At 49.2% G+C, this 19707-nt stretch carries 16 protein-coding genes; 8 read left to right on the top strand and 8 right to left on the bottom strand.

All coding sequences use genetic code 11. The features are described from left to right. Positions 1 to 26 precede the first annotated feature (26 nt). Entirely contained in the window at positions 27 to 1250 is a 1224-nt protein-coding gene (gbdR, locus tag BIT28_RS21425; protein WP_083652035.1) for a choline metabolism transcriptional regulator GbdR, read from the bottom strand. Positions 1251 to 1821: 571 nt separating this feature from the next. Between gbdR and betI the strand changes: the two genes are divergently transcribed. From betI to choV, 6 genes are all read left to right on the top strand, one after another. Then, on the top strand, positions 1822 to 2415 hold the full coding sequence (gene betI / locus BIT28_RS21430) for a transcriptional regulator BetI (RefSeq protein WP_075766972.1): 594 nt from the start codon (positions 1822 to 1824) through the stop codon (positions 2413 to 2415). Between the two features lie 35 nt (positions 2416 to 2450). Continuing rightward, positions 2451 to 3911, top strand: coding sequence for a betaine-aldehyde dehydrogenase (betB, locus tag BIT28_RS21435; RefSeq protein WP_075766973.1), 1461 nt, complete (start codon positions 2451 to 2453; stop codon positions 3909 to 3911). A gap of 77 nt (positions 3912 to 3988) precedes the next feature. Continuing rightward, on the top strand, positions 3989 to 5704 hold the full coding sequence (gene betA, locus BIT28_RS21440; protein ID WP_075766974.1) for a choline dehydrogenase: 1716 nt from the start codon (positions 3989 to 3991) through the stop codon (positions 5702 to 5704). A gap of 191 nt (positions 5705 to 5895) precedes the next feature. Next, positions 5896 to 6813: a choline ABC transporter substrate-binding protein gene (locus tag BIT28_RS21445; RefSeq protein ID WP_425439647.1), complete on the top strand. Its 918-nt coding sequence runs from the start codon at positions 5896 to 5898 to the stop codon at positions 6811 to 6813. 127 nt (positions 6814 to 6940) lie between these two features. Beyond that, positions 6941 to 7789: a choline ABC transporter permease subunit gene (gene choW / locus BIT28_RS21450; protein WP_075766976.1), complete on the top strand. Its 849-nt coding sequence runs from the start codon at positions 6941 to 6943 to the stop codon at positions 7787 to 7789. A gap of 2 nt (positions 7790 to 7791) precedes the next feature. Next, on the top strand, positions 7792 to 8985 hold the full coding sequence (choV, locus tag BIT28_RS21455; protein ID WP_075766977.1) for a choline ABC transporter ATP-binding protein: 1194 nt from the start codon (positions 7792 to 7794) through the stop codon (positions 8983 to 8985). A gap of 76 nt (positions 8986 to 9061) precedes the next feature. On the opposite strand, the gene katG is transcribed toward choV, so the two are convergent. The 3 genes from katG to BIT28_RS21470 form a co-directional block, all read right to left on the bottom strand. Beyond that, on the bottom strand, positions 9062 to 11227 hold the full coding sequence (katG, locus tag BIT28_RS21460) for a catalase/peroxidase HPI (protein ID WP_425439648.1): 2166 nt from the start codon (positions 11225 to 11227) through the stop codon (positions 9062 to 9064). 262 nt (positions 11228 to 11489) lie between these two features. Next, entirely contained in the window at positions 11490 to 12464 is a 975-nt protein-coding gene (locus BIT28_RS21465; protein WP_075766979.1) for a nucleoside hydrolase, read from the bottom strand. Positions 12465 to 12889: 425 nt separating this feature from the next. Then, a complete protein-coding gene (locus BIT28_RS21470; protein WP_075766980.1) occupies positions 12890 to 13543 on the bottom strand; it encodes a DUF502 domain-containing protein in 654 nt (217 codons plus the stop codon). Between the two features lie 159 nt (positions 13544 to 13702). On the opposite strand from BIT28_RS21470, the gene BIT28_RS21475 reads away from it, so the two are divergent. Further along, positions 13703 to 13894: a hypothetical protein gene (locus tag BIT28_RS21475; protein WP_075766981.1), complete on the top strand. Its 192-nt coding sequence runs from the start codon at positions 13703 to 13705 to the stop codon at positions 13892 to 13894. 68 nt (positions 13895 to 13962) lie between these two features. On the opposite strand, the gene BIT28_RS21480 is transcribed toward BIT28_RS21475, so the two are convergent. Beyond that, a complete protein-coding gene (locus tag BIT28_RS21480) occupies positions 13963 to 14727 on the bottom strand; it encodes a siderophore-interacting protein (RefSeq protein WP_075766982.1) in 765 nt (254 codons plus the stop codon). A gap of 131 nt (positions 14728 to 14858) precedes the next feature. Here BIT28_RS21480 and BIT28_RS21485 point away from each other — a divergent pair, with 131 nt between their 5' ends. Further along, positions 14859 to 15293, top strand: coding sequence for a MarR family winged helix-turn-helix transcriptional regulator (locus tag BIT28_RS21485; RefSeq protein ID WP_245823819.1), 435 nt, complete (start codon positions 14859 to 14861; stop codon positions 15291 to 15293). Positions 15294 to 15422: 129 nt separating this feature from the next. Here BIT28_RS21485 and BIT28_RS21490 read toward each other — a convergent pair whose 3' ends face one another. From BIT28_RS21490 to BIT28_RS21500, 3 genes are all read right to left on the bottom strand, one after another. Beyond that, on the bottom strand, positions 15423 to 16841 hold the full coding sequence (locus tag BIT28_RS21490) for a PepSY-associated TM helix domain-containing protein (protein WP_425439649.1): 1419 nt from the start codon (positions 16839 to 16841) through the stop codon (positions 15423 to 15425). Between the two features lie 118 nt (positions 16842 to 16959). Further along, positions 16960 to 17313, bottom strand: coding sequence for a hypothetical protein (locus BIT28_RS21495; protein WP_075766984.1), 354 nt, complete (start codon positions 17311 to 17313; stop codon positions 16960 to 16962). 231 nt (positions 17314 to 17544) lie between these two features. Beyond that, positions 17545 to 19584: a hypothetical protein gene (locus tag BIT28_RS21500; protein ID WP_075766985.1), complete on the bottom strand. Its 2040-nt coding sequence runs from the start codon at positions 19582 to 19584 to the stop codon at positions 17545 to 17547. Between the last annotated feature and the right edge of the window lie 123 nt (positions 19585 to 19707).

The raw sequence follows: 19707 nt of genomic DNA on the forward strand, positions 1-19707 counted from the left end.
ACTGAACTTTAAAGTTAATTAAGAACCTAGCAAGCCGGGTTGGGAAGTGTAGCCTGATCGTCAAAACCGGTATCGAACAGGTTGTCATCATGCCGTTCACTGAGTTCGGTAAGTGCCGGAAGATTGGTAATTATCGGGAACTCTGTCATATTCGGTTGCACGGTGATTAATGGCTGCTCAGTGGTTATAGATTGCTCTGTGGTAATTGATTGTTCTGCGGTAATAGGCAGCTCTGTGGAAAGAGATTCCTCGCTAATCGCTGGTTGCTCGGTAGCAACTGGCTGTGACGATATCCCTTGTCGCTCATGACGAGGAGGAATACCAAAGCAATCACGGTAACATTTGCTAAAGTGAGGTGTTGAAACAAATCCGCAGGCCACGGATACCTCAATGACCGACAGATTGGTTTGTTTTAGTAACTGTCTGGCCCGGCTAAGCCGGAGCTGAAGGTAATAGCGCGAAGGTGAACATTGTAGATGTTTCTGGAACAGTCTTTCCAGCTGTCGTCGTGACAGATCGACAAACCCTGCCAGTTCATCCATTCCGATGGGTTCTTCCAGGTTGGCTTCCATCAGAGAAACGATTTCAAGCAACTTGGGCTGGGACGCTCCGACCAGGCTACGAAGCGGTACTTTCTGTACATCCTCGCCATTGCGGATCCGCTCGCACATGAACATTTCCGATATCGCCGCACTGAGCCTGTTGCCATGTTGTTTGGCCACTAAAGTGAGCATCATGTCCATTGGCGCAGTCCCGCCTGTGCTGGTCATTCGCCTGTCACTGAGGGTGAATAGCTTATTGGTGATTTTAACCGAGGGGAATAACTCCTGAAGCCCGGCCAGGTGCTCCCAGTGAATGGCGCAGTGCTGGTTTGCCATCACCCCTGCTTTTGCCAGGGCATAGCTGCCGGTGCAGATCCCGCCGAGTATTTTTTGCTGACGATCAAGCTGGCAAAGCCAGCTTGTCAGTTGCGGGGTACAGCTGCGTTCAATCTGAACACCGCCGCAAATAATCAGTGAATCAAGTGGTAGCTGAGACGGAATGCGGTCATCGACCCTTACTTCGAGCGCATCACTGGCGGCAACAGGTTGGCCATCATCACTGAGGGTAAACCATTGGTACAGCTTCTCTCCCGAGAGTTGATTGGCCATGCGCAATACTTCAACGGCCGATGCCATCGCGATCATGGTGAAATTGTGAGTGAGATAAAAACCGATGCGCATAGGCTGTCGTGTTGTTATTGAAGTCATCGCCAGTTCCCCCTAAGTTGCCACGTGATCGTGATGGGTCGAATGGTGTCAATTACCGCGAAATCCTTACAGTACACAGCGTTTTAAATACCAGGAAAAATCACCTTCTCTTTCTGTGTAATTCAGGGTTCATAAAAAGTAAATTTTTTTATCGAGAGTTAGCTCAATAAGGGGAGTTAAAAGGGGAAATTAAAGTGCAAAGTATCAAACGACGGCGAAATATGGTTCGTCGTGTCAGATTGCGATGGTTGTAAAGATTAGAGCACTAAACAAAAAACTGACCACACTTGTTATTTCAGGCTGAGTGTAAGCAATCTCTGCGAGTTACGGCCTAGTCGCTAATAAGATCCTGTCAGTTGATAGAGACTTGTTTTCGACACAAAACATTTAGATCAAGCTGTTTATTTTGGATTTATTTTAATCTGTTTAAAATCAACTGCTTGTGGTTGTTTTGATAAAGGGTTTTTCCTTGTTATTCATTACGGCACGAAACATTTTTTGACTTGCTGTCAATGGTATGTAAAATTATTTTTAATTAAACGTTCAATTAAGAAACATTTGAGTAGCAATTATGCCAAAAGTCGGAATGCCAGAAATTCGCAGACCACAGCTTGTCGAGGCCACAATGGCTGTTATTGATGAAGTTGGGCTTTCGGGTGCGAGTGTGGTTTTGATCAGCCGCAAGGCAGGCGTTTCCCCTGGGATCATTAATCATTATTTTGGTGGTAAACATGGTTTGCTGGAGGAGACGATGCGCTCGGTGCTGCGTCAATTGTCAGCGACCTCCATAGAGCACCTTCGTGCCGCGGACAAAGATGACGTGACCGCCAGGGTCAAGGCGATTGTTGCCGCGAATTTTGATGGTTACCAAGTCGAGAGCAAAGTAGTGAAAACATGGCTGGCCTTCTGGGCGCAGTCTATGCACGATACTACGTTGCATCGGCTACAGCGGGTCAATGAACGCCGTTTGTTATCGCACCTCCGTTTTGAACTCAAGAAAGTTTTACCTTATGAACAAGCCCTTTTTGTCGCACAGGGCGTTGCTGCACTTATTGATGGGATTTGGCTAAGAGGGGCGTTGAACCCTGACGGAATTTGCCCGGACAAAGCCCAGCAGATCATCTCTGATTACCTGCAAAAACAACTCGCCCCGTATTTGAACTGACAAAGTCATAACAACATTAATTACCAAGGCATTTGATGAAAATGAAGTCTCTGTATATCCATGGTCAGGCTACTGAAGCCTCATCTGAAGAAACGTTTGTAACCTGTAACCCGGCAACCGGCGAGGAGCTGGCCGAGATCAGACAGGCCACTGTTCAGGATGTTGACCGTGCAATCGCTTCGGCACAACAAGGTTTCAAAGTGTGGTCAGCGATGAGTGGCATGGAAAGGGGCCGTATCTTGATGCGGGCGGTAGCAATTCTCCGTGAGCGCAATGATGAGCTGGCTGCATTGGAAGTCAAAGATACCGGCAAGCCGATCCAGGAAGCCATCGAGGTCGATATTGCCACTGGTGCGGATGTTATCGAGTACTACGCGGGGCTTGCCTCGGCAATTCAGGGCCAACAACAAGATTTGGGTCACGGTCAGTTTTTCTATACCCGCCGTGAGCCATTGGGTGTTTGTGCCGGAATTGGTGCGTGGAACTATCCAATCCAGATTGCAATGTGGAAATCGGCTCCTGCTTTGGCGGCAGGTAACGCCATGGTATTTAAACCGTCTGAAGAAACGCCACTGTCAGTGCTGAAACTGGCAGAGATCTTCACTGAGGCCGGTGTTCCTGATGGGGTGTTTAACGTGGTTCAGGGTGACTACCGTGTCGGTCAGATGCTTTCTCGCCACCCGGATATTGCCAAAGTTTCTTTTACCGGTGAATCTGGCACTGGCAAGAAGGTTATGGCGGATGCTGCCGGTACGCTTAAGGACATCACGATGGAGCTTGGTGGTAAGTCGCCGCTGATCGTCTTTGAGGATGCCAAGTTAGACAATGCGGTGTCAGCTGCCATGCTGGCCAATTTCTACACCCAGGGCGAAGTCTGTACTAACGGCACCCGGGTTTTTGTTCATGATGCGATTTACGATGAGTTTATCAAGCAGCTTGCCCACCGTACCAACAAACTGGTTGTTGGCGATCCGGCTGATATGTCGACCCAGATCGGCGCGCTGATTTCAGGCGAACATCTCGAAAAAGTACTCGGGTTTATCCAGGCAGGAAAAGAGTCCGGTGCCCGCCTGATCTGCGGTGGCGAGCGTGTAACAGCCAATGGATTCGATAAGGGATTTTTTGTTCAGCCAACTATTTTTGCCGACTGTACTGATGATATGCCTCAGGTTCAGGAAGAGATCTTTGGTCCGGTGATGTCGATCCTGCGCTTCTCTGATGAGGGTGAAGTGATTGAACGGGCGAATGCTACGCAGTACGGGCTTGCTGCCGGTTTGTTTACTCAAAACCTTTCTCGTGCCCACCGGGTGATTGCCCAAATTGAAGCCGGTATTTGCTGGGTGAACACATGGGGTGGCTCACCGGCAGAAATGCCTGTTGGAGGTTACAAGCAGTCTGGCATCGGGCGAGAAAATGGAATTGAAACACTCAATCATTACACCCAGAACAAGAGTGTGATGATTGAGCTTGGTGATCTTGAGTGCCCTTATGATTGAGCCACATATCAACACTAGCGGGAGCTGCTGATAGCGGCTGGCTTTAATCTTCACAACAGAATTGAAAGGGAAATCAAATGAGCAATACCTACGATTACATTATTGTCGGAGCGGGATCAGCCGGTTGTGTATTGGCAGATCGCCTGACCGCATCGGGCGAGTACAGTGTCTTGCTGCTAGAGGCTGGTGGGACTGACAGAAGTATTTTCATCCAAATGCCGACAGCCCTGTCGTACCCAATGAACAGCGATAAGTACGCCTGGCAGTTTGAATCACAGCCTGAGGCCGGTATTGATAACCGCCGCCTGCATTGTCCGCGAGGGCGTGTACTGGGTGGCAGTTCGTCAATCAATGGCATGGTGTATGTGCGAGGTCATGCCTGCGACTTTGACGAGTGGGTTGAGCATGGCGCGGCAGGTTGGAGCTATCAGGAGTGCCTGCCGTATTTCCGCCGTGCCGAATCATGGTTCAGCGGCGAAGATGCCTACCGGGGTGGCGACGGCCCGCTGGCAACCTGTAACGGTAACAATATGACACTGAACCCTCTGTATCAGGCGTTTATCGATGCCGGGCAGCAGGCGGGCTATCCGAAAACCGATGATTACAACGGTTATCAGCAGGAAGGCTTTGGTCCTATGCACATGACGGTGGATAAAGGTGTACGCGCCTCTACCTCAAATGCCTACCTGCACCGAGCCATGAAGCGCAACAACCTGACAGTCAAAACGGGCGTTGTCAGCCGCAAGGTATTGCTTGAAAACAAGCAGGCTGTCGGGGTCGAAATCGAAATTGCCGGCCAGATCGAATCGGTGTTTGCCTGCCGGGAGGTTCTGTTATCGGCAGGCTCTGTCGGCTCACCGCAGCTTCTTCAGCTGTCGGGGGTGGGGCCCAAGGCGGTATTGGAGCAAGCTGGAATTGAGGTAGAGCACGATTTGCCCGGTGTCGGGGAGAATCTGCAGGATCACTTGGAAGTCTATTTTCAATATGAATGCCATCAGCCAATTACCCTGAACAGCAAGTTGGGTCTGATCAGCAAAGGTTTGATCGGGACACGCTGGATATTACGCCAAGATGGCCTCGGGGCTACCAACCACTTTGAGTCGTGCGCTTTCATCCGCTCTCGAGCCGGACTGAAATGGCCCAATATTCAATATCACTTCCTGCCTGCGGCGATGCGTTATGACGGTCAGGCAGCTTTTGACGGCCATGGTTTCCAGGTGCATGTCGGTCCGAACAAACCGCAAAGCCGCGGCCGCATTCGGGTGGAATCTAGCGATCCGCATCAAAAGCCCAACATTGAATTTAACTACATCAGTACAGAACAAGATAGGCAGGATTGGCGTGACTGTATTCGCCTGACCCGTGAAATTCTGGCTCAGCCAGCCATGGATGAGTACCGTGGCAAGGAAATCCAACCAGGAACAGACGTTACCAGTGATGAAGCGATTGATGCCTGGGTGCGCCAAAATGTCGAGAGTGCCTATCATCCGTCCTGCTCATGCAAGATGGGAGCGGATAACGATCCCATGGCCGTGCTGAACGAGAAGTGCCAGGTCAGGGGAATTAACTCTCTGCGAGTGGTTGACTCGTCGGTGTTCCCGACCATTCCAAACGGCAACCTCAATGCGCCGACCATTATGGTGGCGGAGAAAGTTGCTGATGCCATTTTGGGTTGTGCTCCCCTTGCTCCTTCAGATGCCGAGATCTGGATTGCCCCTAACTGGGAAACCGAGCAGCGTGTTGGCCCTGCCCAGCGTCCGGTGAGCGCTGATAACCCTAGAGACTATTACTAATAAATACTGAAACGAAGCGGCTTAATTATTTAAACGAAACAGACGGATTACCAAAACAAGCAAGCTGACTGTTGGGAATACATCAGCCTTCTCGCCAGATACGAGAAGCGTCATTACTTAACAGATTTGGCTTAACAAACATGGATAAAGGAAGAGTCATGAAGACAAAGAAAACGATTAAAAACGCAATTATGGGTAGTTCAGCACTATTACTCAGTCTGTCGGCATCAACGGCATTAGCCGCCCAGTGCGAAACCGTACGTTTCTCTGATGTCGGCTGGACAGACATTACGGCAACAACAGCGATCACGAGCGAAGTGCTCAAAGGATTGGGCTATAAGACCTCAACTCAGTTGCTGTCAGTCCCCGTGACATACTCCTCCATGGCCAATAAGGACATTGATGTGTTTCTGGGTAACTGGATGCCAACGATGGAAGCTGATATTGCCAAATATCACCAGGATGGCTCAGTCGAGACAGTAAGGGCCAACCTGGAAGGGGCTAAATATACCCTTGCAGTCCCAAAATACGTGTATGACGCCGGTGTCCGCAGCTTTGCTGATCTGGCCAAACATAAGGACGAGTTCCGCGGCCGTATCTATGGCATCGAGCCGGGTAACGACGGCAACCGTCTGATCCAGGACATGATTGATAAAAACGCTTTCGACCTTAATGGTTTCCGTCTGGTCGAGTCCAGTGAAGCCGGCATGATGTCGCAGGTTAAACGTGCGGTTAACCGTGAGCAGTGGATCGCTTTCCTTGGCTGGGCGCCGCACCCGATGAACAGCAACTTTGATATGGCCTATCTGGACGGTGGTGATGATTTCTTTGGCCCCAATTATGGCGGTGCAAGTGTTTATACCAATGTTCGCCAGGGTTACCTGAAAACGTGTCCAAATGTCGGTCAGCTACTGCAAAACCTGAGCTTTAGCCTGGAGATGGAAAATCAGCTGATGGGCGAGATCCTGAATAATAACGTCAAGCCAGATGCGGCGGCAAAGGTCTGGCTGAAGGCCAATCCGCAGGTGCTGGAACAGTGGCTTAACAAGGTAACAGCACAAGATGGCAGCAATGCCACTCAGGCTGTGAAGACATACCTGAATATCTAATTGTCTATTGCTTGCCTGTTACAGGCTGACTGTCGATGCTGCCACCGTAACAGGTGGTAGCCGCTCGGCGTGATAGATAAACACGGAACGACCCAATTTAAAAAATATGGACCATTAAGGAGTAACAGTGGACTTTATTACAGATCATAAAATCCCGTTAGGTGATTGGATGGCAACCTTCGTGGATTGGCTTACCTACAATGCCGCAGGATTTTTTGACTCGCTTTCCTATACCCTGGAATCACTGATTATGCTGTTGGTTGATCTGTTTAAGTGGTTTCCGCCAGCGGTGCCGATTTTGATGACAGCCTCGTTGGCCTGGTTTCTTCACCGGAACCTCTCGCTGGTCATTTTTGTGGTCGCGGCACTGCTATTGATCATGAACCTGGGTTACTGGGAAGAAATGCTGGAAACTTTCGTTCTGGTATTAACAGCCACGATGATCTCGGTACTGGTCGGGGTGCCTGTCGGCATTGTTGCGGCGCACAAGCCTTGGCTCTATACCATCATGCGTCCGATCCTTGATTTGATGCAGACCGTACCGACATTTGTCTACCTGATCCCAACCTTGGTGCTGTTCGGCCTGGGGGTAGTGCCCGGTCTTATTTCTACCATTATTTTTGCTATTGCCGCTCCAATCCGCCTGACCTATCTTGGTATTAGCCGAGTCCCAGAAGAGTTGGTCGAGGCGGGTAGAGCCTTCGGGGCCAATCGAATGAAGCTGTTGTTCAAAGTTGAACTTCCGGCGGCAATGCCAAACATTATGGCAGGGATAACACAGTGCATCATGCTGTCACTGTCGATGGTGGTGATTTCCGCACTGGTGGGGGCTGATGGTTTGGGTAAACCGGTGATCCGCGCCCTCAACACGGTCAATATTTCCCAGGGATTTGAAGCAGGTTTGGCCATTGTATTGGTCGCTATTATTCTGGATCGTCTATGTAAGACTCCGGCAAGCCAGAGCAAGGAGGGCTAATCATGAGCGCGATCAGTATTAAAAGTCTGGATGTGATTTTTGGCGAGCAGACAACCCAATCACTGGCATTGCTCGATGAGGGCAAAACCCGACAGGAGATTATTGATGCCACGGGAGACGTGGTCGGCGTTCATGACGTCAGTCTGGATATTGAAGAAGGCGAGATTTGTGTCTTGATGGGGCTGTCCGGCTCCGGCAAGTCGAGTTTGCTACGTGCGATTAATGGCCTGAATACCATTAGCCGCGGCTCGCTTGAGGTACAGGATGGCGAGGAGGCGATTGATCTTGCCAGCTGCGACAAAACCGCCTTGCGCCATTTGCGAACCAATCGTATATCCATGGTGTTCCAGAAGTTTGCTTTGATGCCCTGGCTGACCGTGCTCGATAACGCTGCCTTTGGCCTGGAGATGCAGGGCATCGGCAAGGCAGAGCGCCGCCGTCGTGCAGAAGAAAAGCTCGATATGGTAGGGCTTTCCGAGTGGAAGCACAAATTCCCCCATGAGCTATCGGGTGGTATGCAGCAACGTGTTGGATTGGCACGGGCATTTACGATGGATAGCGATATTTTACTGATGGACGAACCGTTCTCGGCGCTGGACCCGCTCATTCGCAGCCAGTTGCAAGATGAACTGCTGGAGCTTCAGCGCCAGCTGAACAAGACGATTGTGTTTGTCAGTCATGACCTGGATGAAGCGCTCAAGATTGGCAATAACATAGCGATCATGGAATCAGGACGCCTGATCCAGCACGGTAAACCGGAAGAGATCGTGCTCAAACCGAATTCACAATACGTGAAAGACTTTGTCGCCCACACCAATCCGCTGAATGTGCTGCGCGGACGTTCCCTGATGACAGAGACCAGCGAGCTTGAGTCACTAGGAGACATGTTGATACTTAATCAGCACGACAAGACCTGCGTCAGTACCTCTGAGAAAGGGGAAATTATGGCGGTAACCCGGCAGGATGAATCTCTGGCATTGCACCAGTGGCAGGAAGGGGACAGTCTTGAGGCGCTTGAGCGAGACAAGGTAGTGATGACAACGCCTGATATCTCGATGCGCGAAGCTCTGGAAATTCGTTATCGTACCGGCCAGCCAGTGTTGCTGGGAACGGAAAGGCGCCTGGAAGGGGTCTTGTCAGATAATGACTTTTATCATGCCCTGCTCGGCAAGCACTTTTCTGCCAAGGTGGCTTAGGGAGTGCCCTTAACTGTTATACAGAATGAAAATCCGGTACTGCAGAGTACCGGATGTTTTATTGTTGCCAGCGAGATTATTGAATATCGAAACGGTCGAGTTTCATGACTTTCACCCAGGCGACGATAAAGTCATTTACAAATTTCTCTTTGGCATCGTCAGCCGCATACACTTCGGCCACAGCGCGTAATTCTGAGTTCGAGCCGAAAATAAGATCAACCGGTGTTGCTGTCCATTTCGCTTTGCCATTGCTACGGTCAACGCCTTCATAGACGCCATCTTGCGATGATGATTTTTGCCATTTGGTGGACATATCCAGTAGGTTGACGAAGAAATCATTACTTAATGTTCCCGGTTCATCGGTAAATACGCCATGCTGGGACTGCCCGGTATTGGCATTCATGACACGCATGCCTCCGATAAGCACCGTCATTTCAGGTACGGTTAACGTCAGCAGATCGGCTTTATCGACCAGCATTTCGGCAGGAGATCGTTGGTTGTCATTGCCAAAGTAGTTACGGAACCCATCAGCACTTGGTTCCAGTACCGCAAACGAGTTTATATCTGTCTGTGCTTGTTCTGCATCGGTACGTCCGGGGGTGAAGGGGACTTTGACATCATGGCCAGCCTGTTTTGCGGCATCCTCAATCGCAGCGGCGCCACCTAATACAATCAGGTCAGCAAGAGATACTTTCTTGCCGTCAGACTGTTTGCTGTTGAAGTCCTGCTGAATTTTCTCTAGCTGCTGGAGCACCTTCGCCAGTTCTTCGGGATCATTGGCATGCCAGCTTTTCTGGGGCTCAAGTCGAACGCGTGCGCCGTTGGCTCCCCCGCGCATATCCGTACCGCGAAAGCTTGATGCAGAGGCCCAGGCGGTTCTTATTAATGCGGGAACGGCTAGATCCGAGGCAAGAATATCGGCTTTGAGCTTGGTGATGTCCTCATCCGTAATTATGGGGTGAGCGACGGCTGGTACAGGGTCTTGCCATAGCATGGCTTCCTCGGGGACTTGATCGCCGAGATAGCGCGCACGAGGCCCCATATCTCGGTGCGTTAGCTTGAACCATGCCTTGGCAAAGGCTAATTCAAATTCTTTCGGGTTATCAAGAAATCGTTTGGAGATTTTACTGTACTCAGGGTCAAACTTGAGCGAGAGGTCGGTGGTGAGCATGATAGGCGCGTGTTTTTTTGATGCATCATGGGCATCCGGCACCATGTCTTTAGCGCTTTCGTCATCGGGGATCCACTGTATGGCACCTGCCGGGCTTTTGGTCTGTACCCATTCGAAGTTGAACAAGTTTTGAAAGTAGTTGTGGGTCCATTGAGCCGGACTGACTGTCCAGGCACCTTCCAGCCCGCTGGTGATGGTATCGGCACCATGGCCTGAACCGTATTTGTTTTTCCAGCCAAGGCCTTGCTCTTCGGTGCTGGCCGCTTCAGGTTCCGGGCCGACATATTTGGACGGTTTGGCGGCACCATGTGCTTTACCGAAGGTATGGCCGCCGGCGATAAGCGCAACGGTCTCTTCATCGTTCATTGCCATTCGGCCAAATGTTTCGCGGATGTCCTTGGCCGCTGCCAGCGGGTCCGGATTGCCGTTTGGTCCCTCGGGATTAACATAGATCAGCCCCATTTGAACGGCGGCAAGTGGTTGTTCCAATTCTCTGTCGCCGCTATAGCGCTTGTCTGCCAAGAACTCATTTTCAGGTCCCCAGTAGACCATGTCTGGCTCCCAGGCATCTTCACGTCCGCCGGCAAAGCCCAGGGTTTTGAAACCCATCGACTCCATGGCAACAGTACCGGCCAGAACCATCAGGTCGCCCCAGGATATATTGCGACCGTATTTCTGCTTGAGTGGCCAAAGCAGGCGTTGTGCCTTATCCAGGTTGGCATTATCGGGCCAGCTGTTTAAAGGGGCAAAACGTTGCATTCCGCCATAGGCACCGCCGCGCCCATCACTGACGCGATAGGTTCCCGCACTGTGCCATGCCATCCGGATGAATAATGGCCCGTAGTGACCATAGTCAGCAGGCCACCAGTCTTGGGAGGTTTTCATCAGTGTATCCAGATCCTTTTTCACAGCACTCAGGTCAAGACTGTTAAAGGCTTCTGCATAATTGAAGTCTTCACCCATTGGGTTCGACGAGGCAGTATGCTGTCGCAGGGGAGAAAGGTCGAGTTTCTCGGGCCACCAGAACTGATTCGATTTCGGCTCTCCCTGTGCATAGGCAGGGCTGCCCATCAGGAGGGGAGACAGGGCTACCGCTATAGCGGCTAGCAGAGGGATTGTCTGTTTACGCATGGGAGTTACCCCTTATTGGTAGGTACAGGTAAAATATAAGCCTGAATCTTCCGTTTTTGGGGGCAAACGTGATGGAAAATATTGATTGTTGTAATCGGTAAAACCAATCATGCTGGTGGGCAAGTAACCAAGCCAGACACTGCGATAAGTTTTCTGGCCTGGGCAAAATGATGAAATTGTTTAAGCTCTGGGAAGTTGCAGCTTACCCAACCTGCTTGCCATAACTGATAATGCTGTCGCGGTAGAGGGCGAGTAGCTCCTTATCATTAACCGCAACACCGACCTTTTGATCCGGCATTTCTGCCCAGTCATCCATCTGGTGACGGCGACCATCGAACTTTTGCAAGGTCAGTCCTTCGGCTGGGCCGTCAGTAACGACACGAATAGGCCCCTCTCGCAGAGTAAACAATTCTGGTTTGATGACATAGGCAATGGCGGATGGGTCATGGACATGGCAGCCCTCTAGTCCCAGTTTGTTGGCATAGAAACGCAGGTAGTAACGGCTTACGTCCCAGATAAACTCACCAACTTTACCGCCTTCGGCTTTAAGGCCGTCGATGTAATCTGCTGAGAAAAAGCTCTCTTCCGTGACATCCAAACCGACGATGACCACCGGCCAGTCGGCAGTAAACACCTTGTCTGCCGCGTGGGGGTCATCATGGATATTGGCTTCAGCATAAGGAGTTACATTACCACGGTGGCCGTTCATCCCAAAAGCGCCACCCATTACAACGACTTCCTTCACCAGACTTGTGATTTCAGGGGCAGCATCAAGAACCAGGGCGATATTGGTCAGCGGTCCGACAGTCACCAGCGTGATCTCGCCGGGATTGGCTTTGACCGTATCAATAATGTACTGGTAGGCAGGACGAGGGTCGGCACTGGCATGCTCAGGCTCGCTGCTGTGGAGGTCGCCAAATCCTGTCTCGCCGTGTACAACGACAGTGGCACCAACCGGAGGACGCTGGATTGGTTTGTCAGTTCCTTTGGCAACGTCGCAGCTGAAGCTGAATTTCTCTTTTAGGTAGAGTGCGTTACGCGTGCCATTCTCAATAGTGGCATTGCCATACACCGTAGTGATCCCGACAAGGTCGATATCCGGATGGGCCTGTGCAAATAAAATAGCCATTGCATCATCGATACCCGGATCGGTATCAAGAATAATCTTCTTACGCATAGAGAAAGTATCCAACAATTGAGGTTATTTTATATTCAAGCTACCCCAAGATGCAGGATTCAGAGTGAGACCAGCGAGCTCAGTTCAAGGAAAATGACGGTAGGAATGGTATTCCCTTTCAACGTTATTTGACACAGAAATGGGCGTCGGAATACCGAACCAACTGGCTCACTTCCAAAGGGCGAGTTCCAGTTCTTTTAAGTCGATAGGGGCTTCTATGCGTTGTTACCGATTATTAATTTAGAGCCACTAGATTTTCTAATCGGTGCCTAGCCTGCGCGGCCCGGCCACAACCCAAGTAATTTTCGCTGAAACGAGCATCTTGAGGTAATTTGGGTATATTTTAGCGTCAATTAGCACAATAGCCTGTGATTGCCTTCACGGAGATATGAAAGCTCTTATTTGAATAGCTGTGATAGTTTCTGTCAACTGCTCTTATGATCATGAGTCTTTGCAACTGAGCTTGGAGCCGAGCTAGGGCCGTGATCGAAGCCTGAGCCAGTCATTCCGGCAGTCAGCGTAAAGCGCATCGCTTCTTCGATTGTCATATCAAGAGGACGGATTGCACTGCGGGGGATCAGTACGGCATAGCCACCGATCATGTAGCTCAGCGGCAGGTAGACAAGTACACTGTCTTCCTCGCGCAAAGACTCGGGCATTCGTTCAGATAAGGGCTGGGTAACAAAGCCGATCACCTGCATGCCGGTTTCACCCAAGGTGACGGCAACGACCTGTTCGAACTCTTTTCGGGTTGCCGGGGAAAAATAGTCAAAGAAATCTCGAATTGTCGGATAGACGCTGCGAACTAAGGGCATGTGATAGAACACCTGTTCACTTTTGGCAAACAGTCGTTGTACCACATAGGCATTCATCATCAGCCCGGCGATAAAAAAGACTAGCAGTCCGGCTACAAGCCCCATACCGGGCCAGTACCATTCTGTCGGTATAATCGTTTGGATGAGGCTTCCTAGTACTGACTCTATAGAAACAGCAAACCAGTAGAGCAGGTAGAGCGTGAGTACTACAGGCAATATTGTTACCAGTCCGGTAATGATATTTTTGCTGATAAAGCCAAACATGATTATGCTCCCATGCAAGCGTGTAAAGACACCCAAGCTACTATGTCTATATAAATCTACTATGTCTATATAAAGCATAGGCTTCCTTGAAGGAGTATACACAGAGGGACTGTAGTGGGTGTGATTATGCAGGTATAAATATAAGTTGTAGGTAATAACATGAAAGTAATGAAGATTGGTTGGGCTGATGTCTGTGGTTACGGGGACTGGCTGACACCACAGGCCGCGCTCAGATTCGTTCAGGGTGGCTATACGCATGTCGAGTTTCAGGGAGAAACCATACCGAGCGAACTGAGCTATTCTGATGACGGTGAGCCAATGGTTGGGTTAGGCAAACAGGAAGAGATCTAAATCCGCCAGCTCAAATGGGTGCTTTGAGGGGCGGGGATAGGTTTCATGTTTTCTCGCCGCTTGATTTGTTAAAGGGGGCTCGCCTTCTTCTGAGCACCAAACCGGTCGGCATCAACCCCTTTTTTCCAATAACCAGTGACAGTAATATTCTGGCGGTGAATGCCGACTTCTTCCTGTAACAATCCTTTTAGTGTGCGGACATTTCGCGCTTCCAAACCGAGAAAGACTTCAGTGTTCGCTGGTAACTTATCGGCAATTGCCATAATAGCTTCAGACAAGCTGTTTGCTTCATCTTCCTTGTCGATGACCCAGTGTACGGACACATTGGTGCCAACATCGAGAGCAATAATGTCTTCTTTAGTTGGAACAGATATAACGGCCTCGACAGCGGATTGGGAGGAAACTGCCAGTGCATAGCCATTGATGGCGTTCACCGACGTCAGATCACCGACCAAAAGGTAACTCTCAGCATTGAAGTCTGTCAGTTTCATTGGCCCCGGCCCGGCAATGCCCAGATAGTCCCCCTTCTTTGCTTTTGCCGCCCAGTCAGTTGCCGGTCCCTTGTGACGATTGATAACAAAATCCAGTGACAGACGATTAGTCTCTTGGTCGTATTCCCTGATAGTGTAGGATCGCATTACAGGACGATGGCTTCCGCGGATATCCAAGTTTGGTATTTCTTCTCCTTCACTCGGCAGTATCACTTTGACATGTGCCCCTTCTTTGCCGGTTGGAAAGCCTATCAGCCCTTCGCCGGATAAGACAATCCGCTTTAAGTGGGGGCTTAATTCAATGGTGTCAGCGACTTGAGTTAATCGTACTGTTGGTTTCATTCAGTAGCCCTTATTGATGTGGAGTTGGGTGGTGTTTGCATGGTCAATGGTTGCCCATCGACAACTTGGTTGATAAAATCAACTATAATTCATTCGTTGACATTGTCAACTATGTTGTGCGGAAGATGAACATGACGATAAGCAAGAACGTACCTGAAACGATATTTTCGCTGACACGGAGTTATCGTGGAGCAATAAAAAAAGCCATTAACGCTAATGAGTTAGGCTTGAATGGGATGATTGTTCGTTGCCTGCACATCATTCAGGACTCACCGCAATGCACGGCGAACACTATCGTGACCAGGATGGGGCGAGATAAAGCCCAAATTGCCCGGTTGGTGAAAGAGATGATTGCCTCGGGCCTGATCAGCAAGCATCCAAACCCGGAAGATAAGCGTAGCCAGTTACTAGCACTGTCTTTGCAAGGCAAAAGCCTGATGGAACAGATTAAAGTGGCCGAAACGGAGATTGACCTGCAAATGCGAGCGGGCTTGACTGATGAAGAGGTGGAGACTTTTCAGCGTGTTGCTTCGGTGATGGCAAATAACTTAAGAAATACAGATTAGTAGTGACGATACAAGATGTTAGCGGATTTTCGTTAGTTGCATGCTTTGATTTCTTGATGAAACGCGCCCCATCTCAAGAGTGTGGGGCGCAGGTAAAAGCCGACGCCATATCGGAGCTTGGTTGGTTTGTTATTGTAGGGCGAGGCGCAGTTTCTCAACGCGGCTGATCAGCAGCCAGTCGAGGCAGAGTACGGCTGCAATTGTCGCGCCCGCCAATGGAAAGGCGACACCAATCACGGTCAGGGTTAGCAGGCCTGTTTTCCAGACGTGAGTATTTTCAAATTGTGGCGGCACGCCCAGGCGCTTCTGTCCAGATGGACGACGGATCCACCACATCACGACACCAGTGATCGATACCAAAATAAAGGAGAGACAAAACAGTACATTGGCTATTTTGTTGAGGATGCTGATATCGCCTTGGTGAAGGGCAATACCGGCGGCCATCATTTTGGCTACCAGGTTATAATCATTCCAGGTTACATCAGCCAGCAATTGTCCTGAGTACTGATCGAAGTGGCTGGTCCGGTCTTGTGTTGGATCGGTAATATCACCACTCATCGTATTGGCTGACAGGGTAAATACGCCGGTATCAGAGCGTGGAAAGTTGAGTTTGTATTGGCTGAATCCCAGTTGCTTGGCTTTTTCCACCATCTCATCAATCCCAAAGGTAAAGCTTGATGTATGGTTGTGAGCACTTGCTTGCATCTTGCTGTGGTCATGGGATTGAGGAAGCGGTGTTTGTTCCAGGTTCCACGGCAGTTCTTCTTCAGAACCATGGTTGAGACTAGCATGAGTGAGCGTTGACAGCGGTACATCGTCCCACTTTTGGGCTGGAAACGTGCTCCAGGCCTGAACATATTTTCCGCCCCAGATACCCGCCCAGGATAAACCGGAAATAAGGAAAAACAGCAGGACGATCGAAAGTCCTCCGCCGATGTTGGCGTGAAGATCGCGAAGCAATACGCGTGTCCCGCTGGTGAAACGTACCCTTAAAAAACCGGTTCTACTGGCATTGTCCCGGGGTAACCACAAGTATATCCCGCTCACTAGCAGCAAAATCCCGAGGCTGGCTGAAATCTCGATCAGGTAGTCTCCCCAGTCGCCTATCAGCAAGGTGCCATGAATATCATTGGCCAGTTGGTACCAGCTGTCGCTTCGATCTATGGTTCCCAGAATTGATGAGCTATAAGGGTCGACAGTTACAAATATCGATATGCCTTCTTCAGAGCGAATAGAGAACCGATTCGCTAGGGTCAGCGCTTTGGCCGGAATAAATTGGGTCACAGTATGCGACGGATAAGCCTGTTGGACGGCCAGCAACTGCTGAGAAACCGGGACCGTTTCAGGTTGAGGCTGCACTTGCAAAATGGATTGGTAGCGAGCCATTTCTATCTCGTCATCGAACAGCATAACCAGACCGGTAATGCTGAGCATAATCATGAAGGGCACGACGAACAGCCCGGCGTAGAAATGCCAGCGCCAAGTGAGGAAGTAGAGGGATCTGGCGCGTGTTGCTTCCTTTGGTTGAGGTACTGAAGCTTTTCTCAACATTATTATTTCCTTTTCAAACACGCAAAATATCACCGCCCTAGAGTATTAAAGGGAGTGAAATTGAGCGTTAGACTTTACGTATTAGATTGAGGTTTGTATTTATTGTTTTGAGGTATCAGGAATAACGTCGAGAAGGTGGGGCGCGTGGAACTTGTCTTTCAAATCGGACACTTAGAGCCAAATAAGTGTAGCTGTCTGAAATAACATAGCTCAATACTTCAAAGAGAGGTGCAGTTGGAAGTCGGTCATAATGGAAGGTAGAAAAGTGACTGAACGGACAGGGCTTTCCTGCATGTGTGTCCGGTTTGCCTTCCTCGATAAGAATGCGTTCAAAGCCGTTGACGGTACATAGTGTTGCCCATACGCCTGCATTTGCCCCATGCGCATTGATGACAGGCATCATAGTTACCAGCACCCAGCTCAGGGCACTGACAAGCAGCATGGTTTTATTGAAGTCAGAGAAGCGCATTATTGGCAAGTTTAATATAATTTACATCGGACTATAGCTGCTGTAATTAATCATGTCAGTGAGTTAGCTCTGGTTTTTATCTGTCTGGTAACTATTTTTTAACCGAGTGTTTGCGATTAAGTTGCAATTTACGGTGTGTGCTCAGGCTGGTTCAAAAAGAAATAACGCCCAGTATACGTGATGGGAGGTAGCGTATGCTGGGCGTCAGGTTTGTGTTATTTGGCTACCAGATTACAGGCTTTTGTATAAACTTACCCGCTCATTTCGGTAATAACCTGAAATCATCACAGCTTTAACACCATTGGCAGTTGTAGCATCGGCTGGTAACCATTCCAGGTCGATGTTGTTAAATTCCTGGCTGATATCAGCGCTTTCGCCCACGGACTGTAGCACGTAGCTAAGTGTCGTTGAGCTGAATGAGTTATTGGAGGCCGACGCCCACTTATTGACCAGCTCTCTGTTGACCAATTGGTAGCCAACTTTTATTGGCGAGCCGATCAGATTACCAAACTGCATGTAATCAATAGATTTAGAGCGCGAGATGATAATCTTGTCGCTTAGCATATTTATGCCATAGACCATACTTTTCTCATAAGGCTCTGACTTAATAATACTTCTTGTCTGGTTATTGATGAGATGTATGTGATTGCTGGTCTGTACAGCACTAAAGAGGCCGCTAGGATCCGATACCAGCCTAATAATATTATCGTCCAATACCAGTGTTGCAGGTGGGTTGCCAGGGTTGGCAACATTGAACCAGCTTAGTGTTTTGCCACCGTCACTGACGACTAATTCACTGTCGTTATTGGCAAATACTGCAGACTGAATATTGCTCTTATTGATGTTGGCTTTTGGGGAGAGTGTGCTGCTATCAAGGATCACTGCCTGAGAGCTGTTTGTTTCTACAACTACTAACTGTGACTGGCTTTTATTGGCAATAACCAATGGTTTAGTTGATGAGAGCGGATAACGCTTTCCGAGTTGTTTGAGTTCCGTGCTCGATAGTAGCTGAAGTTCAGAGTTATAGCTGGAACCATTGGTAAACACCGCAGCGATCAGGCTTTTTTTATAAAGTGGTGTTAATCCGTTGATATGGTTGTTTAGACATTCTACCTCCGCAACTGGCGAGGTAGCTGGACCAGAAACGGGTGGCGTTATTGGGGGGATAGTCGTGCCGCCTGAAGCGCCGCCGTATGCGTCAATTTTCGTTGATGCCGTCAGCTTGGTAGTTTGGTTGTTTTTGCCGATTTCAGATAGGAAAATGCCATTGGTGCTTGTGGCATTACAGGTGTTACTGATCGAACTATCACCGACAATGCTTGGTTGATAGAGCAGGTACGCCTCGCGGTCATCCTTGCCCTGAGTGGCATGGGTGAGGATAGAAGGGTTTTGAGGCGGAAGAACGATACCACCACCGCCGTGATGGTCATCATCATCATCGTCATCATCATCGTGATGGCTGTCGTAACTAGCGAGTTTGGCCGTTTTTTGACCTGGTTCCGTTGTGACTGTAGGTGAGAATGAAGAATATGATCCTGAAGCTGAATTTACTTGTAATAACTTCTTATCACTAAGCAATGCCAGAAGCATACCTGTGCCTTCATTCATTGTTATTGAATCGGGCAAAAACAACGAGTTAACTGGGTAAGAGCCTGAAAGAAGGTAACGGTTGTTTAGGTTGACATAGCTGGTGTCTAAATCAGACTGTGTCAGTGATTGAGTGATATCAAAGCTCTTTTCACTGATCATCTTATCGACAGCAGCTGAAATCTTGAGATAACTCGAGCCTCCCTGAAGCGATAGGGCATGTCTGAAGGAGGCAAGCAGCATTTCTGTTTCAGCTTTTGGACCATGCATAGAAGCCAGCTGATTGAAGTCAATACCGTACTTTTCGCCGAAGATAGCCTGTAATTGTTGCTGAGCAAGCTTAGTATCACCGGCAACGAGCGGATTATACAGCACTTCATTTTGAATAAGGGTGGTAAACGGGGTAACTACCGTCGCAGATGCCGGGGCCGTCAGAAAATAACCTGCCTCATTAATCAGGTACGGTGCCTGATTGGTATCAGATGTTCTGCTTACTTTTCTAACTTTTTGTTCGAGTTCGCCACAGAAACCGTCAAGGTCGGCATCAATGCAAACGGAAAGTTTGCTATAGGCGTAAGATTCCACGTTAGGTGTGCTTGATGCATCGTCACTGCCGCAACCGACAAGAAAGCTGCAACCAGCTAAAAATGTCGCAATTCTTGATAGCTTAAAATTTCCATTCATAAAAATAATACTTAACCGATAGAAATGTCATGTGCCAAAACTGACCGATTTGTCAGCCTTTTTGAGTGATTTGTAGATCTTTTTTAGAGTAAAGGCTCAAATATAATTGATAATCAGTATCAT

Source organism: Photobacterium proteolyticum (assembly GCF_001939735.1).
Taxonomy (GTDB): Bacteria; Pseudomonadota; Gammaproteobacteria; order Enterobacterales; family Vibrionaceae; genus Photobacterium; species Photobacterium proteolyticum.

Excerpts from the sequence above, each read along its gene's own strand:
- BIT28_RS21465 (WP_075766979.1), bottom strand. The coding sequence starts at position 12,464 with ATGCGTAAGAAGATTATTCTTGATACCGATCCGGGTATCGATGATGCA.
- BIT28_RS21445 (WP_425439647.1), top strand. The coding sequence starts at position 5,896 with ATGGGTAGTTCAGCACTATTACTCAGTCTGTCGGCATCAACGGCATTA.
- BIT28_RS21495 (WP_075766984.1), bottom strand. The coding sequence starts at position 17,313 with ATGCGCTTCTCTGACTTCAATAAAACCATGCTGCTTGTCAGTGCCCTG.
- katG (WP_425439648.1), bottom strand. The coding sequence starts at position 11,227 with ATGGGCAGCCCTGCCTATGCACAGGGAGAGCCGAAATCGAATCAGTTC.
- BIT28_RS21500 (WP_075766985.1), bottom strand. The coding sequence starts at position 19,584 with ATGAATGGAAATTTTAAGCTATCAAGAATTGCGACATTTTTAGCTGGT.
- betI (WP_075766972.1), top strand. The coding sequence starts at position 1,822 with ATGCCAAAAGTCGGAATGCCAGAAATTCGCAGACCACAGCTTGTCGAG.
- BIT28_RS21485 (WP_245823819.1), top strand. The coding sequence starts at position 14,859 with ATGACGATAAGCAAGAACGTACCTGAAACGATATTTTCGCTGACACGG.
- gbdR (WP_083652035.1), bottom strand. The coding sequence starts at position 1,250 with ATGACTTCAATAACAACACGACAGCCTATGCGCATCGGTTTTTATCTC.
- betB (WP_075766973.1), top strand. The coding sequence starts at position 2,451 with ATGAAAATGAAGTCTCTGTATATCCATGGTCAGGCTACTGAAGCCTCA.
- BIT28_RS21470 (WP_075766980.1), bottom strand. The coding sequence starts at position 13,543 with ATGTTTGGCTTTATCAGCAAAAATATCATTACCGGACTGGTAACAATA.
- betA (WP_075766974.1), top strand. The coding sequence starts at position 3,989 with ATGAGCAATACCTACGATTACATTATTGTCGGAGCGGGATCAGCCGGT.
- BIT28_RS21480 (WP_075766982.1), bottom strand. The coding sequence starts at position 14,727 with ATGAAACCAACAGTACGATTAACTCAAGTCGCTGACACCATTGAATTA.
- BIT28_RS21475 (WP_075766981.1), top strand. The coding sequence starts at position 13,703 with ATGAAAGTAATGAAGATTGGTTGGGCTGATGTCTGTGGTTACGGGGAC.
- choV (WP_075766977.1), top strand. The coding sequence starts at position 7,792 with ATGAGCGCGATCAGTATTAAAAGTCTGGATGTGATTTTTGGCGAGCAG.